The sequence below is a fragment of the Streptomyces sp. NPDC001231 genome, from assembly GCF_042896885.1.
In the GTDB taxonomy this organism is placed as follows: Bacteria; Actinomycetota; Actinomycetes; order Streptomycetales; family Streptomycetaceae; genus Streptomyces.
Map to the genome: position 1 here is coordinate 228,890 of NZ_JBIAXS010000003.1, position 12,880 is coordinate 241,769.

At 73.8% G+C, this 12,880-nt stretch carries 13 protein-coding genes; 5 read left to right on the forward strand and 8 right to left on the reverse strand.

Annotation, left to right across the window (positions count from 1 at the left end; genetic code table 11):
• Nucleotides 1-25: 25 nt before the first annotated feature.
• From ACFY3J_RS05580 to ACFY3J_RS05590, 3 genes are read right to left on the reverse strand one after another with little or no spacing between them, the layout of a single operon-like run.
• Complete coding sequence (locus tag ACFY3J_RS05580; protein ID WP_390840346.1) at nucleotides 26-1,063, reverse strand: hypothetical protein; 1,038 nt, start codon at nucleotides 1,061-1,063, stop codon at nucleotides 26-28.
• Nucleotides 1,060-2,367, reverse strand: coding sequence for an aromatic acid exporter family protein (locus tag ACFY3J_RS05585; RefSeq protein WP_384181064.1), 1,308 nt, complete (start codon nucleotides 2,365-2,367; stop codon nucleotides 1,060-1,062). The genes ACFY3J_RS05580 and ACFY3J_RS05585 overlap by 4 nt, the downstream gene beginning before the upstream one ends.
• A gap of 52 nt (nucleotides 2,368-2,419) precedes the next feature.
• Entirely contained in the window at nucleotides 2,420-2,914 is a 495-nt protein-coding gene (locus tag ACFY3J_RS05590; protein WP_382619961.1) for an FBP domain-containing protein, read from the reverse strand.
• Between the two features lie 83 nt (nucleotides 2,915-2,997).
• Here ACFY3J_RS05590 and ACFY3J_RS05595 point away from each other — a divergent pair, with 83 nt between their 5' ends.
• The 3 genes from ACFY3J_RS05595 (at nucleotide 2,998) to ACFY3J_RS05605 (ending at nucleotide 6,674) form a co-directional block, all read left to right on the forward strand.
• Nucleotides 2,998-4,008, forward strand: a complete 1,011-nt coding sequence (locus ACFY3J_RS05595) for a phosphotransferase family protein (RefSeq protein ID WP_390840347.1) — start codon at nucleotides 2,998-3,000, stop codon at nucleotides 4,006-4,008.
• Between the two features lie 91 nt (nucleotides 4,009-4,099).
• Nucleotides 4,100-5,386 carry an ROK family protein gene (locus tag ACFY3J_RS05600; RefSeq protein ID WP_384181068.1) on the forward strand — a complete coding sequence of 429 codons (1,287 nt, stop codon included), beginning with the start codon at nucleotides 4,100-4,102 and terminating at the stop codon, nucleotides 5,384-5,386.
• 76 nt (nucleotides 5,387-5,462) lie between these two features.
• The gene (locus tag ACFY3J_RS05605; protein WP_384181070.1) at nucleotides 5,463-6,674 is read left to right on the forward strand and encodes a cysteine desulfurase-like protein; all 1,212 of its coding nucleotides are present in this window, start codon (nucleotides 5,463-5,465) and stop codon (nucleotides 6,672-6,674) included.
• Nucleotides 6,675-6,710: 36 nt separating this feature from the next.
• Here ACFY3J_RS05605 and ACFY3J_RS05610 read toward each other — a convergent pair whose 3' ends face one another.
• From ACFY3J_RS05610 to ACFY3J_RS05620, 3 genes are all read right to left on the reverse strand, one after another.
• Nucleotides 6,711-7,520 carry an SAM-dependent methyltransferase gene (locus ACFY3J_RS05610; protein ID WP_384181072.1) on the reverse strand — a complete coding sequence of 270 codons (810 nt, stop codon included), beginning with the start codon at nucleotides 7,518-7,520 and terminating at the stop codon, nucleotides 6,711-6,713.
• A gap of 231 nt (nucleotides 7,521-7,751) precedes the next feature.
• Nucleotides 7,752-7,997 (reverse strand): DUF397 domain-containing protein, encoded by a 246-nt coding sequence (locus tag ACFY3J_RS05615; protein ID WP_141355525.1) that lies wholly within the window; start codon nucleotides 7,995-7,997, stop codon nucleotides 7,752-7,754.
• A 3-nt stretch (nucleotides 7,998-8,000) separates the two neighbouring features.
• Entirely contained in the window at nucleotides 8,001-8,822 is an 822-nt protein-coding gene (locus ACFY3J_RS05620; protein ID WP_384181298.1) for a helix-turn-helix domain-containing protein, read from the reverse strand.
• Nucleotides 8,823-9,231: 409 nt separating this feature from the next.
• Here ACFY3J_RS05620 and ACFY3J_RS05625 point away from each other — a divergent pair, with 409 nt between their 5' ends.
• Both ACFY3J_RS05625 and ACFY3J_RS05630 read left to right on the forward strand, forming a co-directional pair.
• The gene (locus ACFY3J_RS05625; protein ID WP_390840348.1) at nucleotides 9,232-9,729 is read left to right on the forward strand and encodes an ATP-binding protein; all 498 of its coding nucleotides are present in this window, start codon (nucleotides 9,232-9,234) and stop codon (nucleotides 9,727-9,729) included.
• The gene (locus tag ACFY3J_RS05630) at nucleotides 9,726-10,442 is read left to right on the forward strand and encodes a DUF6624 domain-containing protein (RefSeq protein WP_390840349.1); all 717 of its coding nucleotides are present in this window, start codon (nucleotides 9,726-9,728) and stop codon (nucleotides 10,440-10,442) included. Before ACFY3J_RS05625 ends, ACFY3J_RS05630 begins: the two co-directional genes overlap by 4 nt.
• 75 nt (nucleotides 10,443-10,517) lie before the next feature.
• Here ACFY3J_RS05630 and ACFY3J_RS05635 read toward each other — a convergent pair whose 3' ends face one another.
• Together ACFY3J_RS05635 and ACFY3J_RS05640 are read right to left on the reverse strand one after the other, a co-directional pair.
• A complete protein-coding gene (locus ACFY3J_RS05635; protein ID WP_384181078.1) occupies nucleotides 10,518-11,546 on the reverse strand; it encodes an SDR family oxidoreductase in 1,029 nt (342 codons plus the stop codon).
• 136 nt (nucleotides 11,547-11,682) lie between these two features.
• On the reverse strand, nucleotides 11,683-12,702 hold the full coding sequence (locus tag ACFY3J_RS05640; protein WP_384181080.1) for a PHP domain-containing protein: 1,020 nt from the start codon (nucleotides 12,700-12,702) through the stop codon (nucleotides 11,683-11,685).
• Between the last annotated feature and the right edge of the window lie 178 nt (nucleotides 12,703-12,880).

Consider the following 12,880-nt stretch of genomic DNA (forward strand, 5'->3'; position numbering starts at 1 on the left):
TCCGCGAGGCGGCAGCCCGACGCGCCTACCAGGCCCCGTCCTCCACCGGCCTGCCCGGAGCGTCCTTCAGGGGCCGCACCTGCCGCGGCGACGGTTCCTGCCACGGCTCGTGGTCGTCGCCGAGCCAGTCACCGGCCGGCCGCACCTGCGACAGGGCGTCGGTGGGGGAGAGGTCCTCGGCGTCCTGGTCGTAGTAGTCGAACCAGGGGAGTCCGGCGCTCGTGTACGCGGCGCGGTCCACGGGCGACGGCGGGGGAGCCTCACCGGTGATGCGGCGCCACTGCGGAGGCGTGACCAGGTGCACGAACACGCGCCCCGCGGGCCGCTCGGACCAGGCGCCCGGCGGCCGGTCGTCCCGGTACACCTCCTGGCGCATGGAACCGCCGACACCGAGCCCCATCGCGGGCGCGGCCCGGCGCGGGGCGGCCGGCGCGGTGCCGGGCGCGGGCGCCGCCGCTGCCGCCATGGGGGCGGCACCGTAGATCTCGGCCGACCGGGCCGCCTCCCGCCGCAGCCGCCGCCGCTCCTCCTCGTGCCACCGGGCCAGTTCGGCGTCGTTCAGCGGGAACGACTGCAACTGCACGCCGCCCCACACCTCCTCGCCCGTGACCTGGCCCTCGACGCTCGCCCCCAGGCCCAGCGGCACGGCGACGAACTGGCGCACGGTGCCCTTGCCGGAGTTGATGCCGTCCAGCCAGGGCTGCCGGGGCAGCACCACGTAGTTCTGCGGGTCGCGGGACAGCCGGTCGCTCCAGGGCCGGCCCGACACCGCGCACACCTTGCCCACGCCGACCTGGAGGGCGGCCGGCTCGGTCGTGCCCGCGAAGCTCAGCCACATCGCCTCGCGCAGATACACCGGCAGCATCACGCCGCCGCGCGCCCGCCACTCCTCGGGCACCGCGTCCGCGTGGTCGGCCACCCGCCGGACCGGGAACTCGCCCAGCCCCGGCGGCAGCGGATGCGTGCCCTTCTCGGGCAGCCGCAGGGTGCGCACGAACCGCACCGCCACACCGCCCGGCAGCCGCAGCGTGTTCCCGTCGATCCGCACCTTCGAGTCGGTCATGCCTGCTCCCCTCCCTCACAGGACCGCGCCGTCGTAGGACCGCGGCCCTCACGCACAGAACGCCGCGCGACGCCCTCACGGTTCCGCAGCTGCCGGACCGGGGCGCCCAGCCGGTCCCCGAGCCGGGTCAGCCGCGGGGCGCGCTCGCGCTGGGCGCGGGTGTACCGGTCCAGCTCCTCCAGGAGCCGGCGGGAGCGGTGCTCGGTGTCCATCTCGTCGATGATGCGGTCGACCTCGGTGAGCACCGCGCCGTACAGCTGCCACTGGCTCGTGTCCCGCCGCGCCTCCTCCAGCAGCAGCCGTGCCACCTTGTCGCGGGTGGCGGAGGTCTGGCGCAGCTGGGCGGCCAGCCGGGACTCGGCCTCCTGGGCGCTCACGCTGACGTCCGTGGTGACCAGCACCGCGAAGCTGACCACCGCGTCGGCGATCTCGCACAGCAGCTCCTGCACCAGGGCTCCGGTCCGCGGCGAGAACATCGGCTCGGGGGCCCGCCGCTTCGTCAGGTCGGTGAGGGTGCGCGCCAGCACCCGCAGCACGACCGTGCAGATCTCCAGCGTGTCAAGACCCGTGCGCAGCACCACCCGGTGCAGCAGGCCCTCGCGCACCCGCGGATTGAGCCGCAGACTGTCCTCGGCCTGTCTGAGGGAGGCGTCCACCTCGGAGATGTCGTGGTCCAGGCGGCGCGCCTCGTGCAGCCGCTCCGCGGCGCGCTCCACGGGCGGATGCCCGGCCGCCTCCTCGCCGAGCCGCAGCATCAGCTGCCGCACGCGGCGGGCCAGGCCCTCGATCGACGCACCGGCCTGTTCGGTCCACACCGGGGGTGCGAGGAGCAGATTGCAGCCGAGGCCGACCACCGCGCCGATCAGCGTCTCCTCGACCCGCGCCGAGGCGGTACTGCCCACGGCGGTGACGCCGAGGACCAGCATCGCGCTGATCGCCACCTCGGGCACGAACTCGTCCACCCGCACCAGGTGCCCGACCGCCAGCGCCGCCAGGATCACCAGTGCGAGACTCCACCAGGTCAGCCCCACCAGCAGGGAGAAGGCGATGGCCACGAGCACTCCAGCCACCACCGAGTTCACCCGGCGGATGCCGGTGGTCAGCGTGGAGTAGAGGGTCACCTGGACGACGAGCAGCGCCGTCAGCGGCGCGGTCAGCGGCGCGGGCTCCGGACTCAGCCGCAACGCGATCACATACGCGATCGTCGCCGCGGTCGTGGAGCGCAGCGCCTGTACGACCACGGGGTCCCGGTGTCGTTTCGCCAGCCGGACCAGGGGCGAAGTCCAGTCACGTACCTTCCGCATCCCTTGCGCTGTTCCCCGATCGCACAGCGGTCGAACGTGACCGGGGGTGCGGTCAGGCGTACAGCTTGTCGAGGAAGGCCGCCAGATTGGCCGTGGTGCGGGCGATCTGCTGCTCCAGCGTGAGGCTCTCCTCGAAGCGCGCGCCGGAGTCCGGGACCTTCTTTCCGCGCACATAGAGCGAGCAGGCGAGGTCGGTGCACATGTACACGCCGACCGAGTTGCCCTCGCGGCCCGCCGCTCCGGCCTTGCGGGCGGTCATCAGGGAGACTCCGCCCCCGCGGTGGGTGGTCAGGCACAGCGAGCACATGCTGCGGTGCAGGAAGCCGCGCTGCGAGGCGGGGAAGCGCAGGGCGATGCCCATGAGCCGGCCCTCCCGCTCGGTGACCAGATAGCTGCGATCGGGCGCTCCCGGATCGCGCCAGCCCAGGAAGTCCAGATCGTCCCAGGGGCGGTCACCGAGGTCGCGGGGCAGCGACAGGCGCTTGGCCTCGCCCTTGGAGCAGTTGACGAAGGAGTCGCGGACGTCCTGCTCGGACAGTGATCTCATGGTGGGCCTCCGGGGGGTGGGAGAAATTACCTAAGGGCATTAGTTTTGCGGCTAGGGTAAGCAGGATCCGAAAGGGGGGTCCAATGGATTTCGGTGACCTGGAGACACCGCCGACGCGGTCGTGGGGGAGGGCCCGGCGCGTGCTGCGGGCCGCGGGTGTCCCGCCCGGCCGGCTCGCCCGGCTCTGTGCGCTGGGCGGCGGCACGTACCACACGGTCGAGGAGCTGTGCCTGGCCGACGGCACCCGGTACGTGCTGAAGGTCCCGCCCGCCCCGATCACGCCCGGTCTGCGCTACGAGAGGGACCTCCTCGTCGGCGAGGCCGAGTTCTGCCGCGGGGCCGGGCGGGCCGGAGTGCCGGCGCCGCGCGTGGTCGCGGAGGGTGAGGAGGCGGGCCGACGCCACCTGCTGATGACGGCCTGCCCTGGTGAGCCGTGGGACGCGTCCGTGACGGACGCCGAAGCGGCGGACCTGCGCACCCGGCTGGGCGGCCAGGTGGCCCGGCTGCACCAGGTGACCGGCCCCGGCTTCGGCTACCCCTCAGGCGCGCTCGGCCCGCTCGCCCCGGACTGGCGCACCGCCTTCACCGCGATGTACGCCGCAGCCCTCGAGGACGCCCGCCGCTACGGCGCCCGGCTGCCCCGGCCCGCCGAGGAGATCGCCCGCACGGCCGCGGCCGCGTACGGCGCGCTGGACGAGGTCGCCGTACCCCGCCTCGTCCACTTCGACCTGTGGCCGGGCAACATCCTGGTCGACCGCTCGGCGGGCGGCGTCCGCCTCGGGGGCCTGATCGACGGCGAGCGCATGTTCTGGGGCGATCCGGCGGCCGACTTCGTCCCGCTCGCGCTGCTCGGGGACATCCGCGAGGACGGGGCTTTCCTCGCGGGCTACCATGCGGCCGGCGGCCGGGCCGGGTTCGGGCGGACGGCCCGCCTGCGGCTCGCCCTGTACCGCAGCTACCTCTACCTGATCATGCTCACCGAGACGATTCCGCGTGCCCTGGGGCGCGAGCACGAACGCTGGACGCGCGATCATGTCGCCCCCGAACTGTCCGCCGCGCTCGAGGAGATCGGCCGCCTTACCGTCACCTCTTAATTTATTGCGTGGACTAAGGGATCGCGGAAGTCGCGCCCAGACGGCCCGCGGCGGTATGTTGCAGCTCGGGCACGGTTCGGGAGGGAGCCACATGGCGGGGCGGAACGGGCGCACGGTGCGCGATCTCAGAAGGGGCAACCGTTCGGCCGTACTGCAACGGCTCTACTTCGACGGCCCCCTCAGCCGCTTCGAACTCGGCCCCGCGACCGGCCTGAGCTCCGGCTCGGTCAGCAACGTCGTCGCCGACCTGGTCGCCGACGGCCTCGTCGAGGAGGCCGGCAGCGTCGACTCCGACGGCGGCCGCCCGCGCACCCTGCTGCGCGTCGCGCCGGGCAGCGGCCACATGATCGGCGTGGACGTCGGCGAAACCCGGGTCCGTGTCGAGCTGTTCGACCTCACCCTCACCGAACTGGCGCGCACCGAAAGGCCACTGGAGTCACAGGGCTACGACGTCGACGTGATCACCGGGCACATCCGGGACGGGATCGCCGAGGTCCTGACCACGGCCGGCCTGCCCCCGGAGCGCCTCCTCGGGGTCGGGATCGGCGTCCCCGGCATCGTCGAGCCCACTCCCGACCGCGGTGCCGTCGTGCACGGACAGACCATCGGCTGGGACGCGGTACCCCTGGAGTCCCTGCTCCGCGCCGGCTCCCGGCTCCCGGACGGCGTCCCGTACTTCATCGACAACGGCGCCAAGACCCTGGGCCAGGCCGAGATGTGGTTCGGCGCCGGCCGCGGCGCGGGCAACGCGGTCGTGGTGCTCTTCGGCTCCGGCGTCGGCGCCTGCCTGGTCACCCCCGAGGTCGAGCGCGGCCGGGCCGTGGAGTGGGGGCATCTGACGGTACGCGTACGGGGGCGCCGCTGCCGCTGCGGCGCCCTGGGCTGCCTGGAGGCGTACGCCGGCGCGGAATCCCTGCTGGCCCGCTGGCGCGAGGAGGGCGGCCGACCGCCGCGGGACACCGACGAGGAGACCGCGCTGACCGCCCTGCTGGCCGCCGCCTACCCGCCCGAGGGCACCGCCGCCGACCCCGTGGCGCTCGCCGTGCTGGAGGAGACCGCCGAATACCTGGGCGCCGGCCTGTCCGACCTGATCAACCTCTTCCAGCCCGAGCGCATCCTCATCGGCGGCTGGGCCGGCCTCCAGCTCGGCCCCCGCTTCCTGCCCGCGGTACGCCGCCACGCGACCGCGTACGCCCTGCGCCACCCCGCCGAGCGGGTCACCATCGACCTGGGCAGGCTCGGCCCGGACGCGGTCACCGTCGGCGCCGCGATCCTCCCCCTCGCCGACTTCTTCACCCGCGGCGGCCGCCGCGCCGACCCGGCCCCCAAGGACCCGGTCCCTGCCTGGCAGACGGCCCTGGAGGAACGCAGAACGTAGGGGGCTGTCCTCGCGGCGCGCGGCGATGGATCATGGGGGCCGCATCCCGCGACAGGAGCGTTCGAAGGAGTAGTCCGTGACGCATGACATCACCGGTGTCCGCGCGCAGTTCCCCGCGCTGAAGGCCGGGTGGGCCCATTTCGACGGGCCGGGCGGCAGCCAGACACCGCAGCCGGTCATCGACGCCGTCGCCGACGCGCTGGCCGGTCCGCTGTCCAACCGGGGCCTGACGACGGCGGGCGAGCGCAACGCCGAGGACTGCGTCGTCACCGCCCGGGAAGCCATGGCGGACCTCCTGGGCGCGGAGCCGTCCGGAGTCGTCTTCGGGCGCAGCGCGACCCAGTTGACGTACGACTTCTCGCGCACGCTGGCCCGGACGTGGGCGCCGGGCGACGAGGTCGTCGTCACCCGGCTCGACCACGACGCCAACATCCGGCCCTGGGTCCAGGCCGCCGAGGCCGTGGGAGCCGTCGTGCGCTGGGCCGACTTCGACCCGGCCACCGGCGAACTGACCGCGCGGCACATCGCGGACCAGCTGTCCGACCGCACCCGGCTGGTCGCGGTCACCGCCGCCTCCAACCTGATCGGCACCCGCCCGGACCTGCCCGCGATCGCCGCCCTGGCCCATGAGCACGGCGCCCTGCTCTACGTCGACGGCGTGCACCACACCGCCCACGCCCCGGTCGACCTCGCCGCCCTGGGCGCGGACTTCTTCGCCTGCTCCCCGTACAAGTTCCTCGGCCCGCACCTCGGCGTCGTGGCGAGCCGCCCGGACCTGCTGGAGACGCTGCGCCCGGACAAGCTGCTGCCCTCGTCCGACGCGGTGCCCGAGCGCTTCGAACTCGGCACCCTGCCCTACGAACTGCTGGCCGGCACCCGGGCCGCCGTGGACTTCCTCGCCGGGATGGACCCGCGGGCGCGCGGCACCCGGCGGGAACGGCTCCTCGCCTCCTTCGGCTCGCTCGAACGGCACGAGGACGCCCTGCGCCGCCGGATCGAGGAGGAGCTCTCCCGCCTCCCGGAGATCACCGTGCACTCGCGCGCGGCCGAGCGCACCCCGACCCTGCTGCTGACCATCGAGGGCCGCAGCACCGTCGACGCCTACCGCCACCTGGCCGAACGCGCCGTCGCGGCTCCGTCGGGCGCGTTCTACGCCTTGGAGGCCTCCCGCCGGCTCGGCCTGGGCGACACCGGCGGGCTGCGGATCGGCCTGGCCCCGTACAACGACGACGAGGACGTCGACCGGCTCCTGGAGGCGCTGGCGGACTTCCTGCGCACGGCGCCGTAGTCCGGGGCGTGGCCCGCGAGTCCCGCCGCCCGGGTGTCAGGGCTTGCGGGCCACGCCGCCGTGGATGTCCGTGGGCTCGGGCCTGCCGCCCGGCTCGGGACGCCACAGCGGGCAGGAGACGATGCCGGGCTCGACCAGATCGAGGCCCTCGTAGTAGGCGGTCAGTTGCTCCGGGCTGCGCAGCACGTACGGGACGGCGCCGGTGTCGTCGTAGCCCTGCTGGGCCTCCTTGAGCGCCTGGTCGGTGTCGGTGCTGTCGTAGTGCACGAAGCAGCTGCCGGAGGGCAGCGCGGCCTGGAGGCGGCGGACGATCGACTTCGCCTCCTCGTAGTCCTGGACGTGGCCGAGGATGCCCATCAGCATCAGGGCCACCGGCTGGTCGAGGTCGAGGATCTTGCCCGCCCGCTCGATGATCGCCTCGGGGTCGTGCAGGTCCGCGTCGATGTACTCGGTCACACCCTCGGGGGTGCTGGTGAGCAGGGCCTGGGCGTGGCGCAGCACCAGCGGGTCGTTGTCGACGTAGACGATGCGCGACTCGGGGGCGATGCGCTGGGCGACCTGGTGGGTGTTGTCGTAGGTCGGCAGTCCGGTGCCGATGTCGAGGAACTGGCGGATGCCGAGGTCGCCGGCCACGTAGGTCACGGCGCGGACCAGGTACTGGCGGGAGGCGCGGGCCATCGTCTCGATGGTCGGCGCGTGCTCGCGGTAGGCGTCGCCCGCGATCCGGTCGACCTCGTAGTTGTCCTTGCCGCCCATCCAGTAGTTCCAGATGCGGGCCGAGTGCGGCACCGTGGTGTCGATCTTGGACAGCGCGTCCTGGTCCGGGGTGAGCTCGCCGTCTGCCATGGGGGGTCTCCTGCCGTGCGTGCCGCGGTCGGTGTCTTTCTTCAACTTAGCGTCAACGTCCGTACGCGTGGCCCGAGTTCAGGATGATGTCGAGGAGGGCGCCGCCCCCGCCCCCGTCCCCGGACCGACGCGGTCAGGCCCATGCCGCGAACCCCGACGCGGAGCCGGCCGGTCCCGCGGGCTGCGGGGCCGGCCGGGGCTGTTCCGGTTCGCTCCGGGTCCGGTTCGGGCTCAGTCCACCAGGAAGTCCGCCTGGCCCGCCTTGACGCCCCGGAGGAACGCGATCATCTCGTCCCGGCTGTAGAGCAGCGCGGGCCCCTCGGGGTCGGTGGACTGGCGGAGGGCGACCCTGCCGTCGGGCAGGCGCTTGGCCTCGACGCAGGAGCCGCCGTTGGTGCCGCTCCAGGGTTTGTGCCAGCCCTCGGTGCCCAGGTCACCGGCCGGTATGCCGCTGTGGAGGGGAGCGTTGGATGCCATGGATCACAACTCCTTACGCAGATCGCCCAGGATGTCCCTGGTCCGTGCGACCGGTTCCGCCTGCACGGACATCCGGTCCAGAACTTCGAGATAGGTCACGACGTCCTCCGGCCGGTCGTAGTACACCGAGCCTGCGAGGTTCTCGGTGTAGACGACGTCGGGCAGTTCGGAGAAGCCGAAGCGGAAGTGGTGGAAGGGGCCGAAGGCGCCCGCGTGGGCCCCCACCGAGTAGGGCATGACCTGGATACTGACCTTCGGCATCCGGAGCACCTCGACGAGCCGGTCCAGTTGGGCCCGCATCACCTCGGGGCCGCCGACGGGACGGCGCAGCACCGTCTCGTCCACGATGGCCCACATGGCCGGGCCGTCCGGCTTGGCGAGCAGGTCCTGGCGTCTCAGGCGCAGGGCCACGCGACGGGCGATCTCCTCCTTGGACTCGTTGGGGAAGCCGACCCGCATGAGCGCCGTGGCGTAGTCGCGGGTCTGCAACAGGCCCGGCACGTAATGGGGTTCGTAGAGGCGGATGACGCTGGCCTCGCTCTCCAGGCTCACGTACGCCTTGAACCACTCCGGCAGCACGTCGCGGTACTTGTACCACCAGCCCGGCCGGTTGGCCTCCCGGGCCAGGGTGGCGAAGTCGTCGATCTCCGCCGCGGGCACACCGTAGGTGCGCAACAACTCCTTGACGTACGGGATGCGCAGGCCGACCTCGGCCTTCTCTATCCGGCGGACCGTCAACGGCGTGACCTCGATGGCCCGTGCCGCGTCCTCGAAGGAGACCCCGGCCCGCTCCCGCAGGTGCCGCAGCCGCTTGCCGAGGACCATCCGCAGGACGGTGGGCGCGCTCCCGCCTGAGCGGTTCTCCCTCACGTCCTACCTCCCGAACGGCCGTCTTCGCGTGCAGTGTGGCACGACGTCGAGGACACAGACAGAGTGTTGGTGAACGTTCTGAAATTATCAGAACGCAGGTTGCGGGCCGAGTGTGTCCGAGACCATAGTGACAGGGAGAGCTGTCGCACAGCGGGCCGTCGCGCCGGTCAACTGTGCGTTTCAGCAAGGAAACTGACGTTCCGCCAGATGCGAACCCGGCCCGCACGGGAACGCGACGCGAGACCTGGATGGCCATCGTGACCGACGGACAGTCGAGGAGCCCGGACCCCGGCCCCGCCCGCGCGCGGACGAGGGCGGCCGTCCTGACGCAGCGCGCCGCGCCGCCGCGTCCGAAGGAGGACCGATGACGGCATCCAGCGCCTGGCGCCCCGGGCCGCCGCCCGCACCGGCGGACACCCGGCACCGGCCTGCCGGTCCCGCCGCGGACGAACCCTTCCGCGTCCGCTCCACCGTGCCCGCCGACCCCTCCTGGGCGGCGGCCGTACGGCGACTGGTCGCCGAGCAGTTCGCCCGGCTGCCGCTGTCGGCCGATCAGCGCGACGGCGCGGTGCTCGCCGCGGACGAACTGTTCGCCAACGCGGTCAAGCACGCGCGCACCGGCCCGGACGACACGGTCACCGTGACCGTCGAGTGGAGCCCGTACACCCTCCGCGTGACGGTGGCGGACTCCTCGCCGGTGCTGCCACGACCGCGACCGGCGGACGCGAACGCGGAGTCGGGACGCGGACTCGCCATCGTCGCCGCGCTGGCGGACGACTGGGGAATGGCGCCGCCCGAACCCGGCCACCCCGGCAAGAGAGTGTGGTTCACGTTGCGCCGCCGTGGGGGCACGGCACCATGACGGCCTCTCCGGACCATCCCGTGGGCACGCCCACGACATCCCGCGGACCGGACGTCTCGGGCGCAGACCTCGCGGTCCCGGCCGCCCGCGCGGTCCCGGGCGGACCGGTGACGGGACTGGCCGAGGCGGCGGTGCCGACGGCCGAGCGGGACACGGTGCCGCTCGTCGGGCGGGAAGCGGTACCGGTCGCGGGGCAGGACGCGACGCCGCTGTCCGGGGAGGCCGCCTCCCTGGTGGCCGCCGAGCTGGTGCGCAGGGCCGACGCGGACCGGCAGTCGACGCGGGAGGCGGGGGCCGCGCCCACGGCGGAGCGGCGACGGAGTGTGGCCCGGTGCCGCCGGGACAACGCCGAGGCGCTCGCGGCGATCGTACGCCTGCACGGCTGGCCGACCGTCGAGGCCGTCGGCGGGGCCGCCTCGACAGCCGCCCTGATGATCCTGCTGCACGCCCCGGACCTGGGCTTCCGGCTGCGGTGCCGGGAGCTGATCGCCCAGGCCACCGCGGACGGCCGCTGCCCCGCGGTGCACCTGGCCTACATCGCCGACCACTGCGCCGTGGAACTGGGCGAGCCGCAGTTCTACGGCACGCGGATCAACCCCGTCACCCTGCGCCCGTACCCCGTGCGCCGCCCGCAGACCCTCGACGAGCGCCGCCGGGACATCGGACTCGGCCCGCTGGAGGAACAGATGCGGGCGCTCCGGGCACACGGCTGACACCTCCGGGGCCGTGGCCCGGCTCCCCTCGGGGACCCCTGCTGATGCCGGTGCCGATGCCGATCCGGCCCCGGCTCACCCGACCTTGCGGCCCCGCAGCGGCTCCGTGTCCTCGCCCTCGCCCCGCTGCAGCCCCTGGAGGAACTCCTGGAGGACCTCCGTCGCCGTACGTTCCGGGCGCCAGCCCAGTTCGGTGTGGGCCCGGGTGCAGTCCATCAGGGGGAGGTGGAGGACCGCGTCGAACAGCTGGGGAGAGGCGGGCAGCAGGCGCAGCCCCCACGCGGCGGCGATCGCCGAGCGGGCGGCGGTGCGCGGCAGCCGTACGGGCCGGGAGCCGAGCAGCTCGCCCAGCACCTGCGCGTCGAGCGGCGGCTCGGCGGCCAGGTTGAACGCCCCCCGCACCTCGTGCGCGAGCGCCAGCCGGTAGGCCCGGGCGGCGTCGTCCGTGTGCAGCGCCTGCACCCGCAGGCCCGGGACGTCCGGTAGGAACGGCATCAGCTCGGGCCGGGCCAGCTGCCCCGGCAGGAACCGGCCGCCGAAGATCCGGCGCTGCTCGCTCGCCGACTCCCGCTTGAACAGGAAGGCCGGACGCATCCGGACCACCCGCACGTCCGGATGGTCCCGCTCGAAGGTGTCCAGGGCCCGTTCCAGATACGCCTTCTCCCGGCAGTACGCGGCGTCCGGCCAGCCGTGGGTCGGCCACGACTCGTCCACCGCGTGGTCCTTCGGCCCCGGCGAGTACGCGCCGACCGACGAGGCGTGCACCAGGACCGGCACCCGCGCGGCGGCCACCGCGTCGAAGACCCGGATGCTCCCCAGCACGTTGGTGCGCCAGGTGGCCGCCGGATCGTGCGTGGGCTGGAAGGCCCAGGCCAGATGGATCACGGCGTCGGCGCCCGCGAACTCCCCGGCCAGCCCGGACTGCTCGAAGGACACGTCCACCGCCGACCACTGCGTCTTCGGCGGCGACCACTGCGGGATCCTGCGGGCCAGCCCCCGTATGGACCCGATCTCCGGATCCTCGGAGAGCACCCGTACGACACTCGTGCCGACATTGCCGGTGGCGCCCGTGACGACGACCCGGCTGCCCGAAGCGCTGCTCACCCTCGGCTCCTCTCGGCGGCGGATGACAGTGCGGTCCACCGAGTACCCGGTCCCGGCCGGTCGACGCGGACCCGCACGGGCGCGGACCGCACGGACTGGCACGGGCGAGCACCGAGGGACGCGCGGGCGGCACGCCTCACGGCGTCCGCCGCTCGCGGGCCCAGTCCAGCAGCTGCTCCCCGGTCCACGTGGTCACCACGCGCTCCGGCGGCACCCCGCACTCCTCGGCCCGCGCGCACCCGTGGATCTGCCAGTCCAGCTGGCCGGGCGCGTGGGCGTCGGTGTCGACGGAGAACAGCACGCCGGCCTCCACGGCCCGGCGCAGCAGCCGCAGCGGCGGGTCCAGCCGCTCCGGGCGGCTGTTGATCTCCACGGCCGTGCCGGTCTCGGCGCACGCGGCGAACACCGCGTCCGCGTCGAACTCCGACTCCGGCCGTCCCCGCCCGGTCAGCAGTCGTCCGGTGCAGTGGCCGAGGACGTCGGAGTGCGGATCGCGCACGGCGGCCACCATGCGGCGTGTCATCGACCGGGCGTCCATCCGCAGTTTGGAGTGCACCGACACCACCACGACGTCCAGCCGCTCCAGCAGCTCCGGCTCCTGGTCGAGCGAGCCGTCGTCGAGGATGTCGCACTCGATACCGGTCAGCAGCCGGAAGGGCGCCCATGTCCGGTTCAGCTCCGCGACCACCTCCAACTGCTCGCGCAGCCGCTCGGCGGACAGCCCGCGGGCCACCGTCAGCCGCGGCGAGTGGTCGGTGAGCACCGCCCACTCGTGCCCGAGGCGCGCCGCGGTCCGGCCCATCTCCTCGATCGGGCTACCGCCGTCGGACCAGTCGGAGTGCAGATGGCAGTCGCCGCGCAGCAGCGCCCGCAGCCGTTCGCCGCCCGCGACGAGCGGTTCGTCCGCCTCGTCCTCCAGCTTCCGCAGGTAGCCGGGCACCTGCCCGGCCAGTGCCTCCCGCACCACCTGGGCGGTCTTCGGGCCGACGCCCTTGAGTGACTGGAGAGTCCCGGCCGTGGCGCGCTCGGCCACCTCGCGCTCGGGCAGCCCGGACAGCACCCGGGCGGCGGTGCGGAAGGCGCGCACACGGTAGGTCGGCGCCAGGGACCGCTCCAGCAGGAAGGCGATCCGGTCCAGTGCCTCGACAGGGTCCATCGCCACCTCCACCCCCAGGGTTCCCCGGCGCCACCGGGGCCGCACCACACGGCACCGGACGGCGCGGGACGGGCCGGCCCGGAGGCTTCCGGGCCGGCCCGTCGGGGCGGACGCCGCGGGGGTGCGGAACCCCGGGCCCGGCGGTGCCGGAAACCCGTCGCCGCGGTCGGCGTTCTAG